This window comes from Mycobacterium sp. NGS18 (assembly GCF_059813185.1).
In genome coordinates, this window is the sequence record NZ_JCALEC010000020.1 from 12,659 (window position 1) to 38,617 (window position 25,959).

The window sequence follows — 25,959 nt, forward strand, 5'->3', positions numbered from 1 at the left end:
CGTCTAGCGATAACCGTCACGGTTGTCGGAACTGAGGCGTATTTTCCTGAACGAAAGAGTAAAAACTGACGACTCGCACCCGTCTCTGCTGCGGGCTCGATGGCCGCTGGCGTTACCGACCGTGCCGCTTCAGCTAGGAGGAATCGACATGCAACGAGTCGCCTTGGCGCTCGCGGGCCTCATCGTCGCCGCGGGTGCACTGATTGTCGCGCCGTCTGCGCACGCCGATCCCGCACCGACCTGCGATGGGCCAGGATTGCCGCCTTGCGCGGGTCCCGGTCCACTCACACCAGAGCAGCAGTGCGCGCTCCAGGCGTGGCAACACTGGATGCCGTGTAACTGGATGCCGAACGCCCCCAAAGTTCCGGAAGGGACACCCGGCAGCCTGTAAGAACCGACGATGACCAAGCGCCGAAAAGCCGGCGGCCTGAACCGCATGACGCGACTCAACCGCAGTGAAAGCGGCTGCAGCATCGGCAGAGTGGTCGACGCCTTACCCCGGGTCGAGCTCGCGAAGCCTCAGGCGAATTTGCCCGGGTTCGCCGCGACGGGTCTGCGTAGCGTCGGTCGGTTCGCCCGGTAGGCCTGTACGACGGGCTCGAGCTCCTGCGGACTCGCCCCATGCATGATGACGGAGTGCACGCCCTGCTGGAACTGCCGGGCGATGGTGCGCGCGCAGTCCCGAGCCGATCCTGATGCCGCCGAGGTCAGCCATTCGGCGGGAATGAGGTCGGCGAGCCGTTGCAACGTTTCAAACGAGGCACTGGCATCGATGGGCCCGGCGGTGGCGGCATCGGTAAACAGGTCGGACTGGCGGATCTGCTCCCACACGACGCGATCCCAGCCGTTGGCGGAGACCAGCACATCGGGATAGGCCTGCAAATAGGTCGCCAGTCGGCCGACGCCACGGCGCAGTTGATCGTCCGGCGACAACGAGTCGCAGACCGTCGCCAGGCAAGCCCAGATACGGATGCTGTCCGGATCGCGGCCCGCGCGTTCGGCTCCGCGCCGCACGGCTGCGATCGATGCCGTTGTCGCCTCGTCGGAGAAGAAGGTGTGGAGCACGACGAAATCGGCGATCTCGCCGGCTAGTTCCATCGTTTTGGGGCCGACGCCCACCAGGCCGATCGGTGGGCCGTCGGCCAAGCCGTTTGCGTGGCGCAGCATTGGCCATTTCCCGGCCGGGCCGTCGTGGTTGAGGATCATCTCGCCCGTCCAGAGCCGGCGCAGGATCCCGAAGAAGTCACGCAGCCGCGCCGCGGTCACCGCCGGCAGGCCGATCGCCGGCCAATACCCGGCCATTCCGCGGCCGAACGCCATGGCGAAGCGGCCCTCGGTCAGCGCGTGCATTGTTGAGCCCACGGTCGCGGTCACGGTGGGGTGCCGGGTGTGGTGATTGGTCGACGGGGCGATCCCCAAACTGGAGCTGCAGCCCGCTACGGCGCCGCTGAGAACCGCCGGGTCTTTAACGGTGAAGCGTTCACCGATGTGGCAGGAGCCCAGGCCGAGCGCCTCCGCCGTCCGGGCTTCGGGCAGGACCACGCGAGCGTCGGCGGGGTGCCTGGTCACCGCGTAGTAGCCCAGTTCGTTCAACTGAACGTCGGCGTTCCCCGCGCTCGAATGGTCGACGACCTGCGGTGCAGCGCGCTTCATCACGTACCTTCCAATGCAATTACACTACGATGAGTAGCGTTATGTAAGCAGACTGGGCGACCGTTGTCGATGACGCATTCGGCACCGCTGGCTCGGTTTCCGTCGGTGCCGAGCAGTCCGTTGTTGTTGCCGTAGAGCGGGATGCCCGTGTACCGACCGCCCCGCCGTTGACGCCCAACCCCAAGTGCTCCTAAGCTGGCCCCATATTGACAACACGTGTTGTCCAAACGCCTAACAGTGACTGGGAGTGCGCGCTCGTGACTCAAGAAAAGTCGGATAGCTGCCCGGCGGCCAGCGATGCGGAGATGGCGTCGGGCTGTCCCGTGAGCAGCGGTGGCTACGACGCGCCACCGGTTCCGCTCGGCCCCGACTCGCTGACCTGGAAGTACTTCGGTCAATGGACGGGGCTGTTCCAGGGGACCTGGGCGGGCTCGATGCAGAACATGCACCCGCAGCTGGGCGCCGCGGTCAAAGATCACTCGATCTTCTTCATGGAGCGCATCCCGCGGCTGATGCGCTCGATCTACCCGATCGGCGGGGTGGTGTTCGACGGCTACCGCGCCCCGCAGACCGGCGCCGAGGTCCGCGACTACCACATCGGCCTCAACGGCGTCGACGACCAGGGACGCCGCTACAGCGCGCTGAACCCCGACGTCTTCTACTGGGCGCACGCGACGTTCTTCAAGTCCACCCTGCTGGCCGCCGAGAAATTCGCCGGCGGACTGAGCGAGGACGACAAGCGACAACTCTTCGACGAGCACATCACCTGGTATCGCATGTACGGGATGAGCATGCGCCCGGTGCCCAAAACCTGGGAAGACTTCCAGGAGTACTGGGATCACATGTGCCGCAACGTCTTGGAGAACACCTGGGCGGCCCGCGAGGTCATGGACTTATCGACCATGCCCAAACACCCGTCGCTGGAGTGGATTCCGGATTGGTTGTGGGCGCTGAACCTCAAGGTCATGCAGCGCTTCCTGACGTTCATGACGGTGGCGCTCTATGACCCGCCGGTGCGTGAACTCATGGGCTACACCTGGTCGGCCCGCCAGGAGCGGGTGCATGGCTACCTCTGCAAGGTGATCACGTTCGTCTCGAAGTACGGCCCCAAGCGTGCGTTGATGCATCCGCGCAAGCGTTCGGCGCTGGACCGCGCCTCGGGCCGGCTTCCGGTGGACGCACCGCTGGTGCAGACCCCGGCGCGCAATCTGCCGCCGGTCGAGTACCGCGACAGCCCGCACTTCTACTGCCCGAAAGTCGGCTGAACCGCCAGCTGGCATTGCCCCTGGCGTCATCGGCCCTTCCGCGGAATCCTTGGAAGATGACCAAGCGCATCCTCAACGTCGTCTCCAACGTCGCCCATTACGAGGATCCGTCCGAGCCGACCGGGCTGTGGCTCTCCGAGCTGACGCACGCCTACGACGTCTTCGCCGACGCCGGTTACGGCCAGACGATCGCCAGCCCGAAAGGCGGACCCTCACCACTGGAGCCGCGGTCCCTGAAGTTTCCGAACTACAACAAGAGCGCCAAAGCGTGGAAGGCCGACGACGCGAAGATGGCGCTGCTGGCCAACACCGCCTCACCCGATGAGATCGACTCGGCGGACTATGACGCGATCTACTTCACCGGTGGCCACGCGGTCATGTTCGACTTCCCCGACAGCGAAGGCCTGCAACGCATCACCCGCGAGATCTTTGAGCGCGGGGGAGTCGTGTCCTCGGTCTGTCACGGCTACTGCGGCCTGCTCAACACCACACTGTCGGACGGATCCCTGCTGGTCGCCGATCGCAGGCTCACCGGGTTCTCCTGGACGGAGGAAGTCGTGGCTCGAGTCGACAAGCTGGTGCCCTACAACGTCGAAGCGGAGATCAAGAAGCGCGGCGCCCGGTACGGCAAGGGCCTACTTCCGTTTGTCTCCCACGTCGTCGTCGACGGACGGTTGGTGACGGGCCAGAATCCCGGGTCGGCCAAGGCCACGGCCAAAAAGGTCGTCTCGGTGCTCGGCGGCTGAGCCGGTCACCCGCCGGACCGCAATGTCGGTAGGGTGCGACCGTGGCGGCAGCGCGCAACACGGTGGTGTTGACCGACGAGTTCCGGGAAGCATTGGGACTGCTCGCAGCGGGCCGAAACCTGTTCCTGACAGGTAAGGCCGGCACCGGTAAGTCGACGCTCATCCGCCACTTCATGGCCGACACCGACCGCAACGTCGTGGTCGTCGCGCCGACGGGGATCGCTGCCCTCAACGTCGACGGCCACACCATCCACCGCCTGTTCGGATTCCGGCCCACCACCACGCTGTCCGATGTCAGCGGTGGGGATTACCGGCCCGGACGTTTCGTCAAAACGCTCGGCAAGCTGCAGACGCTGATCATCGACGAGGCGTCCATGGTGCGCGCCGACGTGTTCGACATGATCGCGGCGGCGTTACAGCGGTTCGGCCCGGAGCCCGGAACCGCGTTCGGTGGCGTGCAGGTCGTGTTGGTCGGCGACCTGTACCAGCTGCCGCCGGTGGTCACCGAGGGTGAGCAGCACTACTTTTCGACGACCTATGACACCCCGTATTTCTTTTCGGCGAACGCCTTCAGCCGCAACGACTTCCCGAGCGTCTCGCTGACGACGGTGTTCCGTCAGCTCGGTGATGATCGGATGACCGCGATTCTCAACGAGATCCGCGAAGGTGTATTACTCGGTCACGCGAGGGCGCACCTCGACGCCCGGGTGGACCGCGACTTCGTACCCCCGGAGGACGAATTCTGGTTGACCTTGGCGCCGACCAACAGGCTGGTGACGGCGCGCAACAGGCAGCAGCTCGAACGGTTACCCGGCGAGGAAATGCTGCACCGTGCCACCGAATCCGGCGACCTGTCCTTGTTCGACAAGCCGCTTGACGACGAATTGCGGTTCAAGGTCGGCGCGCAGGTGATGATGCTCAACAACGATCAGTCGGAGCGCTGGGTGAACGGCTCGATCGGACGCGTGGTGGGCGTGGGATATGACCGTCGCGGGGCGGTTGTCGAAGTCGAATTTCCTGACGGTGACACCGCCGAGGTCGCCCCGTTCACCTGGGAGGCAACCCGCCCGGTGGTCGAGGGCGGAAGTTTGCGCCGAGAGGTGGTTGGCACTTTCACCCAGTTGCCGTTCAAGCTGGCCTGGGCGATCACGATTCATAAGAGTCAGGGCCAGACCCTGGACCGGCTAGTGGTGGACCTGTCCGGCGGGATGTTTTCCACCGGTCAGCTCTACGTGGCCCTGAGCCGGTGCACCTCGTTGGCCGGCCTGGTGCTGAAACGCCCTGTGCTGCCGAAGGATCTGAAGGTGGACCGCCGAATCGCCCGGTTCCTACGCGCCTCGTCCACCAGCGACCGGTCTCGCCGCTTCTGTGCGATCGGTCTGCTCACCGTCGGCGATGAGGGCCGGATGTCGCGACCGCGTCCGGTGGAACTGGCGGTGGCGTTCGACGACGGAACCGCGGTGTCGACGCTGATCAATCCGCAACGCGACCTGGCCGACGCCCGACAGGCCTACCGGATCGGGGTGGCCGATGTACTGCTGGCGCCCACATTGCGGGAGGCCTGGGCAGTGATCGAGCCCATGCTGGCCGGCTGCACGCCGGTGGGAGCGAAGATCGACGAGACGCTGGGGTTGATCGACTTCGAACTGAAACGGCTGGGTCACGTCGTTCCCATGCCGCTGGGCATCGACGTGCCGAGCACATTCGCGGCTGCCCCAACGGCTTTGCAGCGGGCCCGGTCCGCGCTCGACAATCTCGGTGCTGTCGACCCGGAGACCGGCTCGTCGCCGTTCGATGAACCCGACGAGACCGAGGCACTGTCGGGAACCCTGGTCAGCCGCGACCATGACGCCGAAACGCCGACCGCAGAGCACCTTCCGGCCCTGTCGGCGTTGCTGCGGATCAGCCGCGGCCTCGGCGCAATTCTGCTGGGCACCACCGCGGCAGGCGAGGTACCGGTGGCGGGGGAGACAAGCTGGGAACACGCCGCCCGCCGGTCGGCCGCCGACCAACTGTTGCTGGCGGCATCGCGGACTCGGTTACCGGACGAGGTGCTCGCGCGGTTACGCGCCGCGTTGGAGGCGCTGGGCGCCGGTGACCTGCCCGCCGAGCTGGCTCCGACGTCACCGCTGAACAGCGACATCGGCGCGGTGCTGGTTCCCAGTGCCCGCATCTGTTTCACCGGCACCGCCGTCGACGGCCAAGGCCGGGTGATGGATCGCGACGAGATGGAGCGCCTGGCCGCCTCGGCCGGACTGGCGCCGGTGCGCTCGGTGACCAAGACGCGGTGCGAGGTGCTGGTCATCGCAGAAGCCGGCACCCAGTCCGGAAAGGCCCGCAAGGCCCAGGAATACGGCAAACCGGTATTCACCGTCGACGAATTCCTTGGTTGGCTCGCGACCCGGTGACCTGGAGGGTTAAGCCGGGCTTGGTGCTCAGTCCAAGTCGGCGAGGGCCTTGCGCGCGGCTTCGAGCTCGGCCTCCAGGGCGGCGACTTTGGCGGCCTGCTGGGAGCGCGCCTCGTCCATCAATGCCTCGATCGGCGTGAACAGCTCCTCGTGCAGTTCCTTGGCGGCGCGGGAGACGGCGGCCGCCGCAACCGCCACATTGCGGACCAAGTACGTGCTGCCCTGCTTGATCTCGGCGCGCCACTCGCCGTCGGCGGTACCGGTCACGGTGAGGGTCAACTCGAACGTCTTGGCCTTCTTGCCGGCTGTCTTCCTGGTCGGAGCTTTTGCTTCGGAAGCCATAACCGGAGCGTCCGGGGTCGGTGTGCTCTCCTCAGATAGATCCACGCGGGGGGCGTAGTCGGCGACGGTCGGGGCGGCTACGGCGAAAGTCGATGCGGTCATGATTGCGGCGAACTCCTTCTCATCGTCGCCCGCGCGACGAGCGGGCCGGACCTGGACCACCATTAGAACACACGTTCGACGTGCCGGGTGGCCGGGTGAGCCGCGCCGCGTCGCTCAGTCCGGGGGCGCCGGGGTCATCGAGGTGACGAAGTACGTCTCGTGCCCGGTCGGGTAACCGCCGCCGTTGGTGGCGATGTGGACATGGTCGTAGTGGTTGGCGGTCTCGTTGCCGTAGTCGGACGTCCAATTGCCCCCACCGACGCCGGGGTAGATCTTCTGCCGCCAGATCACGTGGTTGACGCCCCAGCGCTTGGCGTTGGCCAGCGCATAGCCCGCGATCTGATCGCCGAGCAGGATGCCGGCCTCGCTGTGGTAATCCGGAATCATCACGTCGATCGCCAGCCCGTCCGGGTGCCAGCGCAACGGATCTTGGCGGTACCCGTAGATTGTCTTGATCTCCTGAAACAGCACGCCGATGGTGCGGGCCGCCCAGATGGTCTTGACCTGCAGTCCGTTCTCGGGTGCTACCCCGGCCGGCAGCGGAAAGGTGAATTGCTGGCCTTCGCTCGGTATCGGCACGTTGGCCGCCAGTGCGGCGACCTCGGCGGGGTCGGCCATGCGAATCTTTCCGGCGGGGGGCGGTGCGGGCGGTGCTGCCGCGTCAGCTGTCTCGGTGGGCGCCGGCGCCGGCGGGTGGCTGCTCTGGGCGTAGATCAGGGCGGCGGAGACCGCCAGCGACGCCGCGATGGCGACGCCGCGGCCACAGCGCCGGGCGATCTTCCCTCTGTCCACCACCTGCACTTTAGTGAATTGACCTCGGATATCGCAGGACGGTGGCCCAGACGGCTGCCGAGTTTCATAGGGCAGCGTGAGCGCCGGACCGTTGCGTTACCGCGTCGGCTGTCATCTCAACCGCCGGCCGTTGACATAGACGTGTTCGATGTTGCGGTCATCGCCGCAGTAGATGAGCTTTTCGACGCGCTGCGGCAGGGTCATCTGCCGGTGCCGCGTCCACCTCGAGTCGTCGACGACGAGCGCGTCGAACCTATAGCCCGGTTCGAAACTGCCGGTCTTGCCGAAGAAGCTGCCGCAGCCCTTGGTCGCGCAATAGAACGCCTCGGCTGCCGGCACCGAGCGCGACGCCTCGCCGGTCAGGTAGCTCATCGCGCCGGATTGGATCGCCCCGACGATGTTGTCGAACATGTTGAGTGTGTGGCCGGCCCCGATGTCGCTGCCGAGTCCGACGCGGATGCCCAGGTCGTGGTACTGCGCAAGGGGCATCACACCGCTGAGCAGGTTCCGATTCGAGTGCGGACAGTGCGCGACCAGCATTCCGGTGTCACGGATCACCGTCTTCTCGCGATCGTTGAGATAAATGGCGTGGGCCACAACGGTGTTGGCGTTCGCCATCAAACCGGCACGCTGATAAGTCTCGAGGAAATCGGCGCAGTCCGGGTGCATCTGCAAAGTCTTCTCGACCTCGGAGCGGTTCTCCGCCAGATGGGCGTGGCACGCGATGTCGAACTCGGCGGCCTGCTCGGCGAGCCCGGCCATCAGTTCGCGCGTGCAGAGCGCGGCCGTACTCGGCCCGACCGACGGTGTCACCAGCGCCGACTTGGACACCGTGTGGGCGAGAAAACGCCGGGAGTCGGTGATCGCGTGGGCGGTGTCCTGGCGTGCATCGGCGGGTGCGTTGCGGTCACGGGACACCTTGGCCACACAGGATCTCAGTCCGGCCGCGATGAGTTTGTCGACCAGAATCGCGGTGCTCTCGGCATGGATGGTGCCCATGACGATCGAGCCGGTGATGCCGTTGCGCAACAGGGAGTCGGCGAACTGGCGGTAGATCGAGTCGGCGTAGGCCGTGTCGGCGAGGGCGGCCTCTTGAGGCAGGGCCAGCGTGTCCAGCCAGTCGATCAGCTCGGTGCTGGACTGCAATCCGATGATCGGCAGTTGGGAGGCGTGCGCGTGCGCGTCGGTGAAACCGGGCAGCAGCAGCCGATCGCCATGGTCGGTGACCGGCGCACCGTCGTACCGGTCCGGTAGGTCGGCGAGGCACGAGACGATGACACCGTCGTTGTCGACGACGACATAGCCGTCGGCGAGGGTGACGAAGTCTTGCGGCGTCGGGGTGAAGACGATGTTGCCGCGGTGGATGCGCACGCTCAATGCCGCGCCCGGTCGATGCGCCTGATCAACCGCGCCGTCGCCTCCTCGGCGACGAGCCCCGCGGTCTTCGCGTGCTTTTTCGCCCGGTTCAGCGCTGCGCGGATGGTGACCCCCTGCTCGTAGGCTTCCACTACCCGTGGATCCACGTAGGAGCTGCGGGCCACCGCCGGTGTGTTGCCCAATTCCTCGGAGACAGCGCGCATTACCGCGGCGATCTCTCGGCGCCGGACGGTTTTCGAGGTCGGCTCGCGGGCGGCGGCGAAACTCTCGGCCGCCAGCACGGTGCCATGCCAGGTGCGTAGGTCCTTGACGCTGAACTGTTCATCGGTCAATTCGCGAAACCGCTCGTTGAGGTCGTCGGCGCGCACCTCGCACCAGCCCTCGGGTGTGCGGTACACCAGCAGACGGGGGATATCGGTCGGCGCACGCAACAGCGACCGCACCGCCCGGACCACCAGCGGATCGTCCACCGAAACCGTCCGCCGCACCCCGCTTTTGGCCGGATAGTCGAAGTCCACGCAGCCGCTGCGGATCCGGACGTGGTCACGCAGCAGGGTCGCCAGCCCGAAGCTGCCGTTCTCCTGGGCGTACTCCTCGCCGCCGGCCCGAAAATAGCCCCGGTCGATCAGCTGCTGGGCGACCGCCAGCACCCGGTCGCGTTTCAGCCCGCGGCCGCGTAGGTCGACCAGGACGTCGGCGCGCCACTGCGGCAGCATCTTGGCCAGGGTCAGCACCCGGTCGTATTTCTCCTCGGCTCGTTCGTCCTGCCACTGCTGGTGGTACAGATACTGCCGACGTCCGGCGGCGTCGGTTCCGACGGCCTGGACGTGTCCGTTGGGATAGGGGCAGATCCACACGTTGCGCCAGGCCGGCGGGATGGCCAGCTCCTTGATCCGGGCGAGCACCTCGGGGTCGTCGACCGGGCGTTGTCCGTCGGTGTAGGAGAAGCCGCGGCCCCGTCCGATCCGGCGGAACCCGCTGGCCCCGATGTTGCTCCTGCGCAGCCTCATGGCACGGAGTTACCCGCGGGGCACCCCGCCGACACACGGTGCTGCTACGCGCCGGGGCACAGCTCGTGTTGTGCGGCCTCCGCGATGAGGGGGAACTGCGGCCACGCCGGATAATGCGGTTGCTGAATTTCCACGCTGCGGCCCACGCGCAGGTTCTCGCAGATCATGTGCCCGAGCGCCCGCACACTGGGCTCGGTTATCGGCTCGTCGCCTGCGTAGCGGGCGGTGTAGCCGTGGGCATTGAGGTAGTTCATGAAGCCGGCGTCGTCGGCGCGGGCTGGGACAGCGCACAGAACGGCACCCACCGAGAAGCCGGCGGCAGCCAGCGCTGCGGTGAACCGGGCGACCCAACTCATAACGGCGATGCTACGGCGAGCACGGCCGGGCCGGGATGACCGGTCGGCGATCCGAGGACGGCAAGCGCCCTCGACGCAGGCCGGATACTGCTAGCGTCAGCGCCGAGAACAGAAAGGCGCTGGACGTGAAATCAACCGCCTTGGCGACAACCCTGGCCGCGAGTGCGCTGGCCGCGCTGATCGGTGCTGCGTCAGCGGCTCACGCCGACCCACTCAATCCCCGGGACCCCGACTACTGCGGCAACAGCCCGGACATCCTGCTGTGCTCCGCCCAGAAGTCGACCTACCCGAACGCGGGGGAGATGGCCTACCTCAACGCCATCCGTCCGCAGTTCCCGCCCGGCAGCGAAGCGCCGCGGCTGGCCGCCGGGCGCACCGCCTGCCTGGAGTTCCCCAAGCATCCGACCAGTCTGATCGTCGAGCAGGTCTCGGTCTACCTGCAGATCCCCAAGCCGACCGCCGGCCAGGTGGTGGACTCGGCCCACGCCAACATCTGCCCGTCGGCGCAGCCCCAGGGCTGAACCGGCTCACCCGCCGTCGGCGCGCAGCCCGTCGCGGATCGCAGCCTGTGCGGCGACATCGCACTCGTTGTAGCGCAGGCACCATTGCCGAGCCGCTTCGGCCTCCGGCCCGTGGCCGCGGGCGACGTCGATCGCCAGCTGAGACGCCAGGCCGCCGGGGTCATCGACCTCCCACTGAAAGTCGAAGTACCCGGCGACGCATTTGATCGACGACGAGGTGCGGGCGAAGTACTCCGCGTCGAACCACTGGCGCAGATCGCAGGTGAGCCCGTCGAGGGCTTCAGCGACGGCGGTGAATCTGCGGGTGCTCGACAGCTCGGGATGATGCCAGTGAAAGACGCGTAGGGATTTGCCCTCCCGCTCGGCGCGGTCGCGCAATCGCCGCATGCGCAAGGCGAATTCGTCGGCGAGCTCGGCTTCGCCGCCGTCATCGAGCGGTGCGAAGGAGACCACCGGGTCGTAGCAGGCGGTGGTGTCGTCCTGGCCGTCGCGGATGCGCAGACCCCACTGGTAGATCCTGGCGTCGCTGTCCCACTCGATGTCGAAGTCGACCTCGATATCGGCGGACGGCACCGCGGGGAGGTCTGGCCCGCGCTGCTCGTAATCGACTTCGGCACAGCTCATCCGGGCGCGCCGGACCGCCTTTGCCAGCCGGTCCGCCGGCTTCTGGGTGCCGACCGATTGGATACCGAACGCCTCGGCGTGGGCGTCCGGGTCGACCTCGGCCAACTGCGCGACGGTCAAGGTCATGTCGTCGCCGCACTGCCGGTACAGATACTGCCATTCTCGGACGTTGAGGTGGCCGGTCTCGATCGCGAAGGATGCGTCCTCGTCACCGGCCACCGTGGCGCAGTGGTCGAACCAATCGCAGGTGTGGCAGTCACCGATCCGGTAGGGCCGCACCAATTCACGTCCGGCCGCCGCTGCCTGGGCGACTTGGAGGCGAAAGGCGAACTCGTGGTCGTAGCGCTGCAGGGCGGAACGCTTCTTGCGGTGGCTCGGGTCGCTGGCGGAGTAGGTGATGATGGTCTCGGCTTGCAGGTCATACCAGGTGATCCCGTGCGTTTCGCCGATGAGTTCGGTGAGGTCCGAGCTGCCGATGATGCCGCCCAGGTGCACGCCGGGGTGATACCCCAGCTCCTGCAGCATCCGGGTGTAGTGCGCCAGCTGCATGACATCGTCACGCCAGCGTGCCCCGTGATCGCTGTAGCCGGGACAGGTCAGGGGTTGATCCGGCGCCGACAGGGTCGACACCGCCACCTCGGAGCGTTTCGACGTGCTTACGGTGCGGTGGTTCTTGATGTCGACCGGCAGATAGCCGCCTTGGTATCGGATCAGCACGTCGGGCAGGCCGGTGCGGCCGTTCACCGGCGGCAGGAGCCCACCGGCGATCACGTCGACGCCGGTGTCCATCGCCGCTAGGGTGCGCCGCCGCTGGTCGGCTCGGCCGGCATCGGCGTCGAGCACCACCAGCCGTCCGGAATCGCCGTAGCTATCGCGCAACTCCTCGAGGATCTCGGTCTCGAAGGCGACACCGGCCTCGCGCAACGCCACCAGCTCCGGCGAGGCAACGGTCGGTTCCGCGACACCGGGGGCGAACAGGTTATGGGTGACGCGGGCGCACCGCTTGGCGTGATATCCGCCGAGCGTGACCGGTAGTTCCACCACCGCAGTATCGTCCACGGCGATGAGTGACGACGACCGTGCCCGCTGGGACGCGAAATACGCCGACCGGGGCGTGCCGGAGCCGAACGCAACCGGTGGGGCGGCGGTGTTCGAGGCCTACTGGGACGAGTTTCCGACCACGGGCCATGCGCTCGACGTCGCTTGCGGGCAGGGGACCGGTGCGGTCTGGCTGGCCGGGCGGGGGTTGCAGGTCTGGGGATTCGACGTATCCCCGGTGGCGATCGAGCAGGCCCGCGCTCTGGCGGCCCGCAGCGGTCTCGGCGACCGGTGCCGCTTCGAGGTCGCTGACCTCGATGACGGATTGCCCGACGGGCCGCCCGCCGACGTCATCTACTGTGCCCGATTCCGCGACCGGCGGCTGGACGCGCCGATGATCGCGCGCCTGGCGCCGGGCGGACTGTTGGCCATCACCGCGCTCAGCCAGCTCGGCGGTGCCGCCGGGCGGTTCCGGGTCGCACCCGGTGAACTCCGCGCGGCGTTCGCCGATCTTGAGCTGATCGCGAACGGCGAAGGGCAGGGGCTGGCGTGGCTGCTGGCACAACGCCGCAGCGAGGCAACGGCGTCGGCGGGTTAAGCCGGCGCGGGCGCGTTCTGGTCGATCGGCGCGGGACCCGGCTCGGCCGGCGGCTCGCCCGCCAACGGGCCGTCCATCGGCGGGGCCTCACCGGGCGGCAGGTCCATCGGGGCGTCGAACGGCGGCGGCGCATCGAACGGCGGGGCCTCGGCGGGCGGGGCCTCCGGCGGCGGGGCCATCTCGAACCCCATCGGCTCGGCGGGCGGTTCGGGAGCGGGAGGCTCCACCAGGGCGGCGAACTGCACGGGGGCTTCCATCGGGGGCGCCTCTGGCGCGTCAGTAGCCATCGGCAGGTACATGTGGTGGGTGAACTGGGGCTGGTAGGCGCCGCCGCCGCCGATCCGCACGCCGCCGGGCTCGCCACTGGCCACCGGGGTGCCGTCGGGCAGCGTGACCGCGGTGTGGTGGCTGTTCCAGCCCACCACCAGGGCGCCGGGAGCGGTGCCGTACTGGAAGCCGCGGGCCAGCAGCGCCGACTCTTCGTTGGCGGTGTGGAACCGGTCGCCGAAGGCCGGCCGGCCGGTGGCCACATTGGACACCCACGAGGCCAGGCCCGAGCAGTCCGTTCCGGCGGGGCTGTCCCCACCGGTGATGTACGGCGTGCCCGAAACCTGCTGGATGAGCGCCATCAGCGCGTCGAGACCAAACATGACCAGGCACATTAACAATGGCTTTCTGCGCCCACCAAAATCTGTGGCAGGCATCACGTTTGAAGTGAAACATGTTAGGCATTACGCCGCAACAGAAAACACCAGGTAGAGCGATGAAAATGGGCCGCCTGGACCGCATTTCGACCGTCGAGAACACCGAGAAGCGCAGGTAGACGTTGTCGCGGCGTTATTTGAGAGTGCTTGAAACGGAACCTATTTCAATTGCAAGCGAAAAGGCCTGGCAAATGGAATAACTGGACGTGCGATGCCGGGATCACCGCCGAGAACTGCTGATGCGCATCGGCTATCGCTGCGGTGGTCGACAACATCAGCGATTCCCGTTGGGGTGTCACCGGTTTCGGCATATGGCGCACCGAGGACCTACCGATTCGGACCGATGTTGCAGCAGGTGCGCCACACTCGAGCCGGTGACCTATTCCGGCGGTGTAGCGCGGTTGACACCGGTCCATGCTCACCGGCGCGGGGGGCAGAGCGCGCCGGCCGGAGCCCTGCGGCTCCCGGCCCGGGGGCGCCGACGACTGAACACCGCACCACCTGGTCAGAGCAGAAAGTGAGAAGATGGCGGCGACGCGCACGCCGATCAGCGGCCGTTACCGATGCGGACGTGAGACGGTATCAAGCTATGCAGAACCTCAGCTACCTGACTTACGAAGAGTTCGGGCGGAAGTTCTTCGAGATCGCGGTCACCGAAGAGCGCGTGGCAGCCGCGTTCGCCGCGATCGCCGGCGATGAGTTCGAGATGCCCCCGATGCGTCAGGGGCCGGGCCGGATCGCCCGGGTCAGCGCCAAGGTGCGCATCCAGCAGCCCCGGGTGGCGCGCGGCCTCGGCGATCTGCTCACGTTCGCCATCAACATTCCGCTGGAGATCGACCTGCTCATCGACCTGCGGCTGGACAAGCAGCGGTTCACCGTCGCCGGCGACATCGCGCTGCGGGCCACGGCGCGGGCCGCCGAGCCGTTGCTGCTGATCATCGATGTGCCCAAACCGCGGTCGTCCGACATCACCGTGGAGGTGTCGTCGACGTCCATTCGCGGTGAGCTGCTGCGGATCTTCGCCGGTGTCGACGGGGAGATCCGACGGTTCATCGCGAGCTACGTGGCCGACGAGATCGAGAGCCCGCAGTCTCAGCAGGCCCAGATCATCGATGTGGCCGAGCGCCTGGACGCGGCCTGGACGGGGATCTGACCGAGCGCCGCAAAAACCCGAGGACGGCTACGGGATGGCGGGGATCGCCGGAATAGCGGGGATCGCCGGGATGGCCGGAATCGCTGGGATCGCCGGAATGGCGGGGATAGCGGGCGCTGATGGAACCCGGGGCGCCGCCGGTGCCGGCGCGGTCTGGGCTTCACCCTGCGGTGCGGGGCGCTCGACGGCGGGTGCGGCACTGGTGAGCGGGGCGTCGGGGCCGGTGGTCAGATCCGGCACGGTGGCGGCTTCACCGGGGGCGATCGGCGCCAGCGGGGCGGCCGGGGCATCGGTGGCCTCGCCGACCGCGCCTTCCTCGGTATCGCTGTCGCAGTCACCGCAGGCGGTCGCGACCGCGCCGACGGCGAGCCCGGCCACCACCATGGACAGGACTGACTTTCCGATACCGCGATTCCGCATGGATTCTCCCGTCGCTCGGTTGCTCGGACCTACCCTACGATGGCCCGGCGGACGGGTCGGTTACAGCGTCTGGCGATGCCCGAAGAACTCGTGATCCTCGTTGTAGCCGCCGTAGCCTCCGCCGACTTCGCGGAAGTGCGCGACGAACTCGATTCCCTTGAGCCACTTGACCATTTTGAAACCGTGCTGCAATTCGTTGCGCAGTCGCAGTGGCGCGCCGTGGCCGTAGCTGAGCGGTTCGTCGTTCATTCGGTAGGCCAGCATCGTCAGATGGTGGTCCATCTGCGCGATGTCGTGGGCGTCGTAGTAGAGACCGCCGTCGGACCCGGGCGCCATCGAGTAGAACACCACCCACTTGGCCTCGGGCAGTGGTTTGACGATGTCGAGGATCGTGGTCATCGCGACGCCGCCCCACTTGGCCACCCCGGACCAACCCTGAATGCAGAAGTGCTGGGTGATCTGCTCGTGGTAGGGCAGGGCCTTCAGCTCATCGAGGGAGAAATCTCTCGGGTGCTCGACCAATCCGTGGACATGCAGTCGCCAGTCGGTGAAGTCGCCGGCGAACAGCTCCTTGTACTCGACGGTTTCCGGGTAGGTGCCGTTGTGCCAGAAGTGCGGTGAGATGTGTTCCTCGGTGAACGCACCCGGCTTGGGGTTGGCGTACTCGAACACTCGCTGCAGCGGGCCGATCAGCGCGTAGCCGACCCGCTGCACCACCCGCGGGTGGCGGTAGGTGAACGGGGTGGCCCACACCCAGGCCACGGTCGTCACCGTCATCGCCGCGACGAACACCCAGAATCCGGCCAGCCCGGAGCCGTCGCGGGCGGCGAACATGTGGTTGAGGTTGCGCACCGCGTCGGTGGCGAACACCAGCGTGACGTGCACGCCGATGAACACCAGGAAGTAGGCCATCACCAGAAAGTGCAGCGAGCGGGCCAGCTGGATGCTCAGCCGCTTGCTGATGTGCGTCAGGCGCATGGACACCGCGGGACTCATTCCGAGCCCGGTGATGGCCGCGGCCGGGGCGGCGATGAACACCGTGATGAAATACGCCAGTAGCTGCAGACTGTTGTAGGCCACCCAGCCGTTGTCGTCGGGCCAGTTCAGCGACAGGTACTGGATGCCCACCGAGACCGCGTTGGGGAACACGTCCTTGGTGGGCATCAGATGCCGCCAGTGTCCGGTGGTGAACAGCAGGACGTAGAACACCGCCCCGTTGGTCAGCCACAACACATCGGTGCCCAGATGCCACCAGCGGGCCAGACCGATGGCGTGACGGATTCCGGGAAGACCGAGCTGGTCGGGGAGACCCACCGAGTCCTGCTTGGCCGTCCACATCGGGTCGTCGGGGACCGGCCCGGCGATGCGAAACCACTCGTCGGTGTCCGGGGTGGCGTTGCGGCTGAAGTACAGCCGCGGATGATCGGCGAGGATCTGGATACCGGACCGGATGATGAACGTCATCAGGAAAAGATTGAAGAAGTGCTGCCAGCCGGCCCAGCCGGGGATCCCAGGGGTGCTGCCCGCGAGGGCGACGGTGCCCGGATAGCGGTGGACGAAATCCTCGACCGCCGGGAAACCCACCAGGTACTTCGCCGTGGCGACGGCGGCGACCAGCGTCGCGAAACCGATCGGGATCAGCCACAGCAGGTTGAGCCACTTGTCTCGTCCGACGCGCAGCCGCGGGGCGATGGCCATCTTCTCGCCGAGGCCGCCCGCCCAGGTCTCGTGATCGACCACGTGGTGTGCGGGTTTGAGCTCGGCGCGGTAGTCCGCCAGCGCTGGTCGATCGTTTCGGTGGTTCTCCTCGGCGTGTGCCATGGCCCGATTCCTCGCCCGTCCGTCTCCGCAATATAAAGGATTAACATGCGGGATATTAAGCGGCGGGGCTGGCAGCTGCGTGGGGATTCAGTGCCGGGTACCTGGACATCTCCTCAACGGCCTGCAACGCAGCAAGGGGCCGGCCTTGATGGCCGGCCCCTCACTGCGTCGAGCGTGCGTCAGATGGTCTGGTGGCGACCGAAGAACTTGTGGTCTTCGCTGTAGCCGCCGTGCCCGCTGCCGATCTCCTTGTACGAGGCGACGAACTCGATGCCCTTGATCCACTTGACCAGCTTGTAGCCGTGCTGCAACTCGTTACGCAGCCGCAGCGGCCGGCCGTGCATGTAGGGCAGCGGCTGGTCGTTCATGTTGTAGGCCAGCATCGACATGTGATGCCACATCTGGTCGACCGGATGCGCGTTGTAGAAGATGCCGCCGGTGGCGCCCAGGCCCATCGAGTAGAAGATGGCCCACTTGGCCTCCGGCAGGGGCTTGACGATGTTCATGATCGTCGACATCTGCACGCCGCCCCACTTGGCCACACCGGACCAAGCCTGCACACACATATGCTGGGTGATCTGGTCGTGGTAGGGCAGTGCCTTGAGGTCCTCCAACGAGAACTCCATCGGATTCTCTACCAGGCCATAGACTTTCAGCCGCCAGTCTTTGAAGTCGCCGGCCTCCAACTCCTTGTACTCCACGGTCTCCGGCAACCGGCCGTTGCGCCAGTGGAACGGCGAGATGTCGTCCTCGGTGAAGGTGCCGGGCTGCGGGTTGAGCTTTTCCAGCGCCCGCTGGAACGGTCCGATCAGGGCGTAGCCGACCTTCTGGACGACCCGCGGGTAGCGGAGCGTCAGCGGGGTGGCGGCGACCCAGCCGATGGTGCACACCACCGCGGCCACGCAGAACACATAGAACCCGGTGGCGCTGTGGCATTCGGGCCCGGCGCCCGGGGCGCAACCGCGAGCGGCGAACATGTGGTTGAGGTTGTCGAAGGCGTCGGTGGCGAACACCATCGTGACGTGCACCAGGATGAACATCAGGAAGTAGACCAGCACCACGAAGTGCAGGGACCGGGCGATCTGCAGGTTCAGCCGCATGTGCTTGCTGATCAGCCCGAGTCGCTGTGACAGCGCCGGGGACATGCCCAGCGCGGTGATCAACGCGGCCGGGGCGGCGATGAACACCGTGACGAAGTACGAGATCAACTGCAGCGCGTTGTAGTTGGTCCAGGTGTGATCGTCGGGCCAGTCCAGCGACGCGTACTGGATCATCACCGAGGCGGCGTGCGGGAAGATGTCCCAGCTGGTCGGCACGATGCGCCGCCACTGCCCGGTGGTGAACAGCAGCACGTAGAAGATCGCGCCGTTGAGCAGCCACAGCACGCCGGTGCCCATGTGCCACCACCGGGCCAGGCCGATCGAGTGCCGGAAGCCGGGCAGGCCGAACTGTGCCGGCAGCGCCACGGTGTCGGCGTTGGCGGTCCAGTACGGGTCGTCGGGAACCGGCGGCCCGACCCGCAGCCATTCGTCTTTACCGGGGGTGGAGTTGCGGCTGAAGTACAGGCGCGGGTGGTCACAGAGGATCTGGATGCCTGCCCGGATGATGAAGATCATCATGAACAGGTTGAAGAAGTGCGTCCAGCCGGCCCACGCGGGCAGGCCCTCTTCGACCGCAGACGAGGGAGTGCTGCCCGGGTATTGAGCGATGAAGTCTTCGACGCCGGGGATATTGCGGACCCCTTTGCCGATCGCGATCATCGCTATCATCCCGACGAAACCGATCGGGATCAGCCACAGCAGGTTTAACCACCTGTCTTTGCCGACGCGCAGATGCGGGGCAACCGCGCGACGGGAAAGGTCGAAGCCGCCGCCATAGGTCTCGACGTCGACGGTGTCGTCGTGATTCTTATGAATCTCGGTGCGGTAGCCCTGTTCCAGCTCCAACTCGACGTCGACGACGTCGGTGGAGTACTTGACGTGGTGGGTTGTCTCTTCCGCTGCTGGTGAGGTGGCAGGACCCCGTGGGTCGAGCTGCCCTTCAGCGCCCTGTCCGTCGATCGTTGTCACGCCGCGACAGTACAGCCGGGAACCTCTCGCTCTGCCGGTCTGACACCAAATGCACAGGCTTCTGGCAGGAAGTTCAGATATCGCAGATGCGGATCGTGACCCGAACGGCTGCCGTCATTGCGGTCTCGAGCCGTCGGAGTGTTTCGGGCCGCGACGGCCTTGTGATCGGCGCGATTTTTTCCCGGCGAGCACCGGGGTCGACCCTGGCCGGCGCGCCGGCGCACTCGTGCGAATCTCGCGCGTAACTGACCGTTTACCTGATGCGTCCATAATTCGGGGGAGAACCGGCGAACCGAATTCGCCATCGCTGCCGGATTGCAATCTGCGCAACAGGCGGCCGCTGCGCAACAGGGCTAGCATGCGCAGAGGAGAAACGTGTGATCAGGCAGGGGTAGATGACCACCAATAAAGCAGTGCAACGGGCGGGGGTTGGGACACACCGTGGCTGACGAACAGCGGGGGCCCGGCTACGGCCTGGGGTTGTCGACGCGCACCCAGATGACCGGGTACCAATTCCTGGCGCGACGCACCGCGATGGCCTTGACCCGCTGGCAGGTTCGGATGGAGGTGGAACCGGGCCGGCGGCAGGCGCTGGCCGTGGTCGCCTCGGTCTCGGCGGCCTCGGTCATCTGCCTCGGAGCGCTGCTGTGGTCGTTTCTGAGCCCGTCGGGCCAGCTGAACGAATCGCCGATAATCGCCGACCGTGATTCGGGTGCCCTCTACGTGCGGGTCGGCGGCACCTTATATCCGGCGCTGAATTTGGCCTCGGCCCGGCTGATTGCCGGTCGGGCCGACAATCCCCACAAAGTGCGCGCCACGCAGATCGCCGAACAGCCGCACGGCCCGCTCGTCGGCATCCCCGGGGCGCCGTCGGACATTCAGCCGACCTCACCGACGTCCTCGTCGTGGCTGATCTGCGACACCGTCGCCAATGTCCAGGGTGTCGGAGTGACGTCACCGGTGACGGTCACCGTGATCGACGGCAGCCCCGACCTGGACCGCGATTCCCGGCGCCGGGTGCTCGACGGCCCGGACTCCGTGGTGCTGCGCTACGGCGACGAATCGTGGGTCGTGCGGCAGGGCCGGCGCTCGCGCATCGACGCCGCCGACCGGGCGGTGCTGTTGCCGCTGGGTCTCACGCCCGAACAGGTCGAGCATGCCCGGCCGATGAGCCAGGCGCTGTTCGACGCCTTGCCGGTGGGGCCGGAGCTGGCGGTGCCGTTCGTGCCCGACGCCGGTCGTCCGCCGGCCTTCCCCAACGCGCCTGGGCCGGTGGGAACCGTCTTCACCACTCCGCAATTGGCTGGGCCGCAACAGTATTCGGTGGTCCTGATGAACGGTGTGCAGACGGTGTCGCCGGTGGTGGCCCGCATTCTGCAGAACGCCGGGGCGACCGCGGGCGGTGCGCCGGCCGTGGTGGCACCGCCGGCGCTGGCCAAGATGCCGGTGGTCACCGGGCTGGACCTGTCGGCCTACCCGGAGGGGCCGCTCAAGGTCGTGGACATGAAGGAGAACCCGTCCACCTGCTGGTGGTGGGAGCGTTCCAACGGCGAAAGCCGGGCCCGGGTGCAGGTGGTGTCCGGCCCCACGATCCCGGTGCCGCAGAAGCAGATCAGCCGCGTGGTGTCACTGGTGAAGACCAACGATAAAAGCATGCCGCAGGCCGACCGGGTCTACTTCGGTCCGGGCTACGGCAACTTCGTCGCGGTGACCGGCAACGACCCGGACGCCTCCACACGGGAATCGTTGTGGTGGTTGTCCGCCTCCGGTGTGCGATTCGGCGTCCCCGGCGACGACGAGCGCAAGGCACTGGGGCTGGTCGGTGAGCCCGCATTGGCACCGTCGGTGGCATTGCGGCTGCTCGCGCATGGCCCGACGCTGTCCCGCCAGGATGCGCTGGTACGCCACGACACCCTGCCAACCGATATGAACCCTGCAGAATTGGCGGTGCCCAAGTGAAACGTGGATACGCCCGGCCGACGCCGGAACGCGCTCCGGTGGTCAAGCCGGAGAACATCGTCTTGCCGACGCCGCTGAGCGTCCCGCCGCCGGAGGGCAAGCCGTGGTGGCTGGTGGTGGTCGGCGTGCTGGTCGTCGGCCTGCTGGTCGGCATGGTGTCGATGACGGTGGCCAACGGCTCCCGGATGTTCCTGGGCGCCGGCGCCATCTTCCCGATCTTCATGATCGGCGGCATCGCGATGATGATGTTCGGCGGCCGCTTCGGCGGCGGCGCCCAGCAGTTGAGCCGGCCCAAGCTCGACGCGATGCGTGCCCAGTTCATGCTCATGCTGGACCGGCTGCGGGAGTCGGCCGCGGAGTCCGCCGACAGCATGGACGCCAACTACCGGTGGTACCACCCGGCGCCGTCCACGCTGGCCGCCGCGGTCGGATCATCGCGGATGTGGGAGCGCCAGCCCAACGGCAAGGACCTCAACTTCGGGCTGGCTCGGGTCGGGGTCGGCATGACGCGGCCCGAGGTCACCTGGGGCGAGCCGCAGAACATGCCCACCGACATCGAGCTCGAACCGGTGACCGGCAAGGCGCTGCAGGAGTTCGGGCGCTATCAGAGTGTGGTCTACAACCTGCCCAAGATGGTCTCGCTGCTGGTCGAGCCCTGGTATTCGCTGGTCGGCGATCGCGAGCACGTGCTCGGGCTGATGCGCGCGATCATCTGTCAGTTGGCGTTCTCGCACGGACCTGACCACCTCCGCATGGTTGTCGTCACTTCCGATGTGGAGCAATGGGATTGGGTGAAGTGGCTGCCGCACTTCGGCGACCCGCGCCGCCAAGACGCCGCCGGTAACGCCCGCATGGTGTACGGCTCGGTGCGCGATTTCGCCACCGAACACGCCGAGCTGTTCTCCGGGCGCGGATCGTTCATGCCGCGGCACGCCAGCTCGTCGGCGGAGACGCCGACGCCGCACCACCTGATCATCGTCGACGGCGATGATCCGCAGTGGGAGTACGTCAACACCACCGAGGGCATCGACGGGGTGACGTTCTTCGACCTGACCGGCGCACCCGAGTGGCGGGGCGTTTCGCAGCGGGTGCTGCGCTTCGACGACAGGGGCATCATCAACGCGCTGCCGCGCGACCGTGACACCTGGATGGTCATCGACGACAACGAGTGGTTCTTCGCCCTGGCCGACCAGGTCAGTCCGACCGACGCCGAGCAGTTCGCGCAGCGGATGGCGCACTGGCGGCTGGCCGAGGCCTACGAGGAGATCGGTCAGCGGGTGACCCACCACATCGGGGCCCGGGACATCCTGTCCTACTACGGCATCGAGGACGCCGGGCGGATCGACTTCGCCCAGCTGTGGACCAGCCGGCAGCAGGAGGGCACCCGGGCCCGGTTGCGGGTGCCGTTCGGCAACCGCTCCGACAACGGTGAGCTGTTGTTCCTCGACATGAAGTCGCTGGACGAGGGCGGCGACGGCCCGCACGGCGTCATGTCCGGAACCACCGGCTCGGGTAAGTCGACGCTGGTGCGCACGGTGATCGAATCGCTGCTGCTGGCCCACCCGCCGGACGAGCTGCAGTTCGTGCTGGCCGACCTCAAGGGCGGGTCGGCGGTCAAGCCGTTCTCCGGGGTACCGCACGTGTCGCGCATCATCACCGACCTGGAAGACGACCAGGCGCTGATGGAACGCTTCCTGGAGGCGATGTGGGGCGAGATCGCGCGCCGCAAGTCGATGTGCGACAGCGCGGGCGTCGACGGCGCCAAGGAGTACAACGAGATTCGGTCCCGGATGCGGGCGCGCGGCGACCACAGCCTGCCGCCGCTGCCGATGTTGGTCGTGGTGATCGACGAGTTCTACGAGTGGTTCCGCATCATGCCGACGGCAGTAGAGGTGCTCGACTCGATCGGCCGGCAGGGCCGCGCCTACTGGGTGCACCTGATGATGGCGTCGCAGACCATCGAGAGCCGCGCCGAGAAGCTGATGGAGAACATGGGCTACCGGCTGGTGCTCAAGGCGCAGACGGCCGGTGCGGCACAGGCTGCCGGCGTGCCGAACGCGGTGAACCTGCCGGGCAAGGCCGGCCTGGGCTACTTCCGCAAGAGCGGCGAAGAGGTCATCCGTTTCCAGGCCGAATTCCTGTGGCGCGACTACCACCGCGGCGGGATCCTCGACGACGAGGCGTTGCCGCAGGTGCACTCCATCGACTACATCCGACCGCAGCTGTTCACCACCGCCTTCACTCCGCTGGAGGTCAGCGTCAGCGGGACTGAGCTCGAGGCGGCCGAGGAGACCCCGGCCATCACCGCCACCCCGGCCGAGGAGCCCCCCGCCGAGGACGAGGACTTCATCCGGACGCCCAAGGTCGGCACGGTCATCATCGACCAGCTGCGCCAGATCGACTTCGAGCCCTACCGGCTGTGGCAGCCCCCGTTGGACGTCCCGGTGGCCGTCGACGAGTTGGTGAACCGCTACCTCGGGCACCCGTGGCAGCAGGACTACGGCACCCGCCGGGACCTGGTGTTCCCGATCGGTGTCATCGACCGGCCGTACAAGCACGACCAGCCGCCGTGGACGGTGGACACCTCCGGGCCGGGCGCCAACGTGCTGATCCTGGGCGCTGGCGGTGCCGGCAAGACGACTGCGCTTCAGACGCTGATCTCCTCGGCGGCGTTGACGCACACCCCCGAACAGGTCCAGTTCTACTGCCTGGCCTACAGCGGTACCTCGCTGACCACGGTCGCCAGCCTGCCTCACGTGGGCAGCGTCTGCGGGCCGACCGACCCCGACGGCGTGCGCCGCACGGTCGCCGAACTGCTGGCGCTGGTGCGGACCCGCAAGCGCAGCTTCCTGGAGAACGACGTGGCCTCGATGGACGTCTTCCGCCGGCGCAAGTTCGCCGGTGCCCCGGGCAAAGTGCCCAACGACGGGTTCGGCGACGTCTACCTGGTGGTCGACAACTACCGGGCGCTGTCCGAAGAGAACGAGGTGCTCGTCGAGCAGGTCAACCAGATCATCAACCAGGGACCGTCGTTCGGCGTGCACGTGGTGGTGACCGCCGACCGCGAGTCGGAGTTGCGCCCGCCGGTCCGCAGCGGCTTCGGATCCCGGGTCGAGCTGCGCCTGGCCGCGGTGGAGGACGCCAAGCTGGTGCGTTCCCGGTTCGCCAAGGATGTCCCGGTCAAGCCGGGCCGGGGCATGGTCGCGGTCAACTACGTGCGACTGGACAGCGATCCCCAGTCCGGTCTGCACACGCTCATCGCCCGGCCGGCGATGGCCGGCACCGACGAGCGGGTCTTCGAATCCGACAGCGTCGGCGCCGCGGTCAGCCAGGTCGCGGTGGGCCGGGTGCGCCCGGTGCGGCGCCTGCCGGCGCGGTTCGGGCTGGACGAGGTGCGGGCGGTCGCGGCCAACGACAAGCGCGAAGGTGTGGGCGCCGGGGGCATCGCGTGGGCGATCTCCGAACTCGACCTGCAGCCGGTCTATCTGAACTTCGCCGAGAACGGGCACCTGATGGTGACCGGTCGCCGGGAAAGCGGTCGCACCACCACGCTGGCCACCATCATGAGCGAGATCGAGCGGCTGTACGCACCCGGTTCCAGCACCGCGCCGCCCACCGGGCAGCCGTCTGCGCAGGTGTGGCTGATCGACCCCCGTCGGCAGCTGTTGACCACCCTGGGCTCGGACTACGTGGAGAAGTTCGCCTACAACATGGACGGGGCGGTCGCGTTGATCAACGAGTTGGCGGCCACGCTGGCCAACCGTGAGCCACCGCCGGGCCTGTCGGCCGAGGAGTTGCTGTCCCGCACCTGGTGGAGCGGACCGGAGATCTTCTTGATCATCGACGACATCCAGCAGTTCCCGCCTGGGTTCGACTCGCCGTTCCAGAAGGCCGCCCCCTGGGTGACCCGGTCGGCGGATGTGGGCCTGCACGTGATCGCCACCCGGACTTTCGGCGGCTGGTCCTCGGCAGGCAGCGACCCGCTGCTGCGGGCCCTGCACCAGGCCAACGCGCCACTGCTGGTGATGGACGCCGACCCGGACGAAGGCTTTATCCGCGGCAAGATGAAGGGCGGCCCGCTGCCCCGCGGCCGCGGCCTGCTGATGGCCGAGGACACCGGGGTGTTCGTGCAGGTCGCCGCGACCGAGCTGCGGCGCGCGCCGGCGCAGGAACGAACGGCCACCCCGGTTCGCTGAGCCGTGTCCCGCCAGTCCCCGCTGTGACGCCTGTAACAGCGTCGAGCAGTTGCTGGCGGGGTCACGCGCGGCGCGGCCGGCGGCATTTCGCCGCGACCAGATTTAAATCGCGGGGGCCGTTGCGGGCGCGCCGGCGCGGCGTGGCGCGGGCGCCTGCGGCGCGGAATTGCAAGATTGTGTTTCAGCAGGTCCGCTTCGTTTCAGGGGTGGCGACACCGGCCCCGGGTTACCCCTTCGTTACCCCAGGTGAACAGTTGCTTCGGCCAGATGAACAGTAGGCATCATGGGCCGTATCGGCCGTTTTCAGCGCTTACGCTCAGTGGCAGAAAGATTGCTGACGGCGATCCGAGGAGGAAATCCAATGTCGTTCGTGAACGCGCAACCGGAAGCGCTGGCCGCCGCGGCCGGGAACTTGAGCGGAATCGGTGCGGCGCTGAACGCGCAGAACGCCGCGGCCGCCGCCCCGACCACCGGCGTGGTTCCGGCTGCCGCCGATGAGGTCTCCGCGTTGACCGCCGCACAGTTCGCCGCCCACGCGACGATGTACCAGCAGGTGAGCGCGCAGGCCGCGGCGATCCACGAGATGTTCGTAGCCACCCTCAACAGCAGTGCCACCTCCTACGCCGCCACCGAGGCCGCCAACGCGGCTTCGGCGGGCTGATGGGAGGAGAGCCGTTCTTTTGTGCACAGCCGGACATGACCGGCGGCTCTATCCGGTGACCAGGTAACTACGAGAAACAACAACCAACGAACTTCAAGACAAGGAGAGACAACAGTGGCAACACGTTTTATGACCGATCCGGAC

General features: G+C 67.2%; 20 protein-coding genes. 9 read left to right on the top strand and 11 right to left on the bottom strand.

Annotated features, from left to right (window positions below):
* Nucleotides 1–519 precede the first annotated feature (519 nt).
* Nucleotides 520–1,653: a TIGR03857 family LLM class F420-dependent oxidoreductase gene (locus AC5Y31_RS21360; RefSeq protein WP_499982842.1), complete on the bottom strand. Its 1,134-nt coding sequence runs from the start codon at nt 1,651–1,653 to the stop codon at nt 520–522.
* Between the two features lie 305 nt (nt 1,654–1,958).
* Here AC5Y31_RS21360 and AC5Y31_RS21365 point away from each other — a divergent pair, with 305 nt between their 5' ends.
* The 3 genes from AC5Y31_RS21365 to AC5Y31_RS21375 are packed head-to-tail and all read left to right on the top strand — an operon-like array spanning nt 1,959 to nt 6,072.
* Complete coding sequence (locus AC5Y31_RS21365; protein WP_499982869.1) at nt 1,959–2,918, top strand: oxygenase MpaB family protein; 960 nt, start codon at nt 1,959–1,961, stop codon at nt 2,916–2,918.
* Nucleotides 2,919–2,974: 56 nt separating this feature from the next.
* Nucleotides 2,975–3,664, top strand: coding sequence for a type 1 glutamine amidotransferase domain-containing protein (locus AC5Y31_RS21370; RefSeq protein ID WP_499982844.1), 690 nt, complete (start codon nt 2,975–2,977; stop codon nt 3,662–3,664).
* A gap of 41 nt (nt 3,665–3,705) precedes the next feature.
* Complete coding sequence (locus AC5Y31_RS21375; RefSeq protein WP_499982846.1) at nt 3,706–6,072, top strand: AAA family ATPase; 2,367 nt, start codon at nt 3,706–3,708, stop codon at nt 6,070–6,072.
* Between the two features lie 27 nt (nt 6,073–6,099).
* On the opposite strand, the gene AC5Y31_RS21380 is transcribed toward AC5Y31_RS21375, so the two are convergent.
* The 5 genes from AC5Y31_RS21380 to AC5Y31_RS21400 form a co-directional block, all read right to left on the bottom strand.
* The gene (locus AC5Y31_RS21380) at nt 6,100–6,516 is read right to left on the bottom strand and encodes a DUF6319 family protein (RefSeq protein WP_499982870.1); all 417 of its coding nucleotides are present in this window, start codon (nt 6,514–6,516) and stop codon (nt 6,100–6,102) included.
* Nucleotides 6,517–6,630: 114 nt separating this feature from the next.
* Complete coding sequence (locus AC5Y31_RS21385) at nt 6,631–7,308, bottom strand: VldE C-terminal domain-containing protein (RefSeq protein ID WP_499982848.1); 678 nt, start codon at nt 7,306–7,308, stop codon at nt 6,631–6,633.
* A gap of 111 nt (nt 7,309–7,419) precedes the next feature.
* On the bottom strand, nt 7,420–8,679 hold the full coding sequence (locus AC5Y31_RS21390) for an amidohydrolase family protein (RefSeq protein WP_499982872.1): 1,260 nt from the start codon (nt 8,677–8,679) through the stop codon (nt 7,420–7,422).
* A gap of 2 nt (nt 8,680–8,681) precedes the next feature.
* On the bottom strand, nt 8,682–9,695 hold the full coding sequence (locus AC5Y31_RS21395; RefSeq protein ID WP_499982850.1) for a DNA topoisomerase IB: 1,014 nt from the start codon (nt 9,693–9,695) through the stop codon (nt 8,682–8,684).
* A gap of 44 nt (nt 9,696–9,739) precedes the next feature.
* Nucleotides 9,740–10,051: a DUF732 domain-containing protein gene (locus AC5Y31_RS21400; RefSeq protein ID WP_065023873.1), complete on the bottom strand. Its 312-nt coding sequence runs from the start codon at nt 10,049–10,051 to the stop codon at nt 9,740–9,742.
* Between the two features lie 125 nt (nt 10,052–10,176).
* Here AC5Y31_RS21400 and AC5Y31_RS21405 point away from each other — a divergent pair, with 125 nt between their 5' ends.
* Complete coding sequence (locus AC5Y31_RS21405) at nt 10,177–10,572, top strand: hypothetical protein (RefSeq protein ID WP_065023874.1); 396 nt, start codon at nt 10,177–10,179, stop codon at nt 10,570–10,572.
* A gap of 6 nt (nt 10,573–10,578) precedes the next feature.
* Here AC5Y31_RS21405 and AC5Y31_RS21410 read toward each other — a convergent pair whose 3' ends face one another.
* Nucleotides 10,579–12,237: a ribonuclease H-like domain-containing protein gene (locus AC5Y31_RS21410; protein WP_499982852.1), complete on the bottom strand. Its 1,659-nt coding sequence runs from the start codon at nt 12,235–12,237 to the stop codon at nt 10,579–10,581.
* Between the two features lie 22 nt (nt 12,238–12,259).
* Here AC5Y31_RS21410 and AC5Y31_RS21415 point away from each other — a divergent pair, with 22 nt between their 5' ends.
* A complete protein-coding gene (locus AC5Y31_RS21415; protein ID WP_499982853.1) occupies nt 12,260–12,832 on the top strand; it encodes a class I SAM-dependent methyltransferase in 573 nt (190 codons plus the stop codon).
* Here AC5Y31_RS21415 and AC5Y31_RS21420 read toward each other — a convergent pair.
* Nucleotides 12,829–13,482, bottom strand: coding sequence for a glycoside hydrolase (locus AC5Y31_RS21420; RefSeq protein WP_065023892.1), 654 nt, complete (start codon nt 13,480–13,482; stop codon nt 12,829–12,831). The two genes, AC5Y31_RS21415 and AC5Y31_RS21420, sit on opposite strands and share 4 nt — an antisense overlap.
* Nucleotides 13,483–14,125: 643 nt before the next feature.
* Here AC5Y31_RS21420 and AC5Y31_RS21425 point away from each other — a divergent pair.
* Nucleotides 14,126–14,689, top strand: coding sequence for a hypothetical protein (locus tag AC5Y31_RS21425; protein WP_065023876.1), 564 nt, complete (start codon nt 14,126–14,128; stop codon nt 14,687–14,689).
* A gap of 27 nt (nt 14,690–14,716) precedes the next feature.
* Here AC5Y31_RS21425 and AC5Y31_RS21430 read toward each other — a convergent pair whose 3' ends face one another.
* The 3 genes from AC5Y31_RS21430 to AC5Y31_RS21440 all read right to left on the bottom strand — a co-directional run bounded on the left by AC5Y31_RS21430 (nt 14,717) and on the right by AC5Y31_RS21440 (nt 18,876).
* Complete coding sequence (locus tag AC5Y31_RS21430) at nt 14,717–15,109, bottom strand: hypothetical protein (RefSeq protein WP_499982857.1); 393 nt, start codon at nt 15,107–15,109, stop codon at nt 14,717–14,719.
* Nucleotides 15,110–15,169: 60 nt separating this feature from the next.
* On the bottom strand, nt 15,170–16,930 hold the full coding sequence (locus AC5Y31_RS21435) for a molybdopterin-dependent oxidoreductase (protein ID WP_499982859.1): 1,761 nt from the start codon (nt 16,928–16,930) through the stop codon (nt 15,170–15,172).
* Nucleotides 16,931–17,109: 179 nt separating this feature from the next.
* Entirely contained in the window at nt 17,110–18,876 is a 1,767-nt protein-coding gene (locus AC5Y31_RS21440; protein ID WP_065023893.1) for a molybdopterin-dependent oxidoreductase, read from the bottom strand.
* 564 nt (nt 18,877–19,440) lie between these two features.
* Here AC5Y31_RS21440 and eccB point away from each other — a divergent pair.
* From eccB to AC5Y31_RS21455, 3 genes are all read left to right on the top strand, one after another.
* The gene (gene eccB / locus AC5Y31_RS21445; protein WP_499982860.1) at nt 19,441–20,958 is read left to right on the top strand and encodes a type VII secretion protein EccB; all 1,518 of its coding nucleotides are present in this window, start codon (nt 19,441–19,443) and stop codon (nt 20,956–20,958) included.
* Complete coding sequence (gene eccCa / locus AC5Y31_RS21450; RefSeq protein ID WP_499982863.1) at nt 20,955–25,154, top strand: type VII secretion protein EccCa; 4,200 nt, start codon at nt 20,955–20,957, stop codon at nt 25,152–25,154. Before eccB ends, eccCa begins: the two co-directional genes overlap by 4 nt.
* A gap of 361 nt (nt 25,155–25,515) precedes the next feature.
* Entirely contained in the window at nt 25,516–25,815 is a 300-nt protein-coding gene (locus tag AC5Y31_RS21455; RefSeq protein WP_064854056.1) for a PE family protein, read from the top strand.
* Nucleotides 25,816–25,959 lie beyond the last annotated feature (144 nt).

Excerpts from the sequence above, each read along its gene's own strand:
- AC5Y31_RS21430 (WP_499982857.1), bottom strand. The coding sequence starts at position 15,109 with ATGCGGAATCGCGGTATCGGAAAGTCAGTCCTGTCCATGGTGGTGGCC.
- AC5Y31_RS21380 (WP_499982870.1), bottom strand. The coding sequence starts at position 6,516 with ATGACCGCATCGACTTTCGCCGTAGCCGCCCCGACCGTCGCCGACTAC.
- AC5Y31_RS21435 (WP_499982859.1), bottom strand. The coding sequence starts at position 16,930 with ATGGCACACGCCGAGGAGAACCACCGAAACGATCGACCAGCGCTGGCG.
- AC5Y31_RS21365 (WP_499982869.1), top strand. The coding sequence starts at position 1,959 with ATGGCGTCGGGCTGTCCCGTGAGCAGCGGTGGCTACGACGCGCCACCG.
- AC5Y31_RS21400 (WP_065023873.1), bottom strand. The coding sequence starts at position 10,051 with ATGAGTTGGGTCGCCCGGTTCACCGCAGCGCTGGCTGCCGCCGGCTTC.
- AC5Y31_RS21395 (WP_499982850.1), bottom strand. The coding sequence starts at position 9,695 with ATGAGGCTGCGCAGGAGCAACATCGGGGCCAGCGGGTTCCGCCGGATC.
- AC5Y31_RS21370 (WP_499982844.1), top strand. The coding sequence starts at position 2,975 with ATGACCAAGCGCATCCTCAACGTCGTCTCCAACGTCGCCCATTACGAG.
- AC5Y31_RS21425 (WP_065023876.1), top strand. The coding sequence starts at position 14,126 with ATGCAGAACCTCAGCTACCTGACTTACGAAGAGTTCGGGCGGAAGTTC.
- AC5Y31_RS21455 (WP_064854056.1), top strand. The coding sequence starts at position 25,516 with ATGTCGTTCGTGAACGCGCAACCGGAAGCGCTGGCCGCCGCGGCCGGG.
- AC5Y31_RS21415 (WP_499982853.1), top strand. The coding sequence starts at position 12,260 with ATGAGTGACGACGACCGTGCCCGCTGGGACGCGAAATACGCCGACCGG.
- AC5Y31_RS21360 (WP_499982842.1), bottom strand. The coding sequence starts at position 1,653 with ATGAAGCGCGCTGCACCGCAGGTCGTCGACCATTCGAGCGCGGGGAAC.
- AC5Y31_RS21420 (WP_065023892.1), bottom strand. The coding sequence starts at position 13,482 with ATGTTTGGTCTCGACGCGCTGATGGCGCTCATCCAGCAGGTTTCGGGC.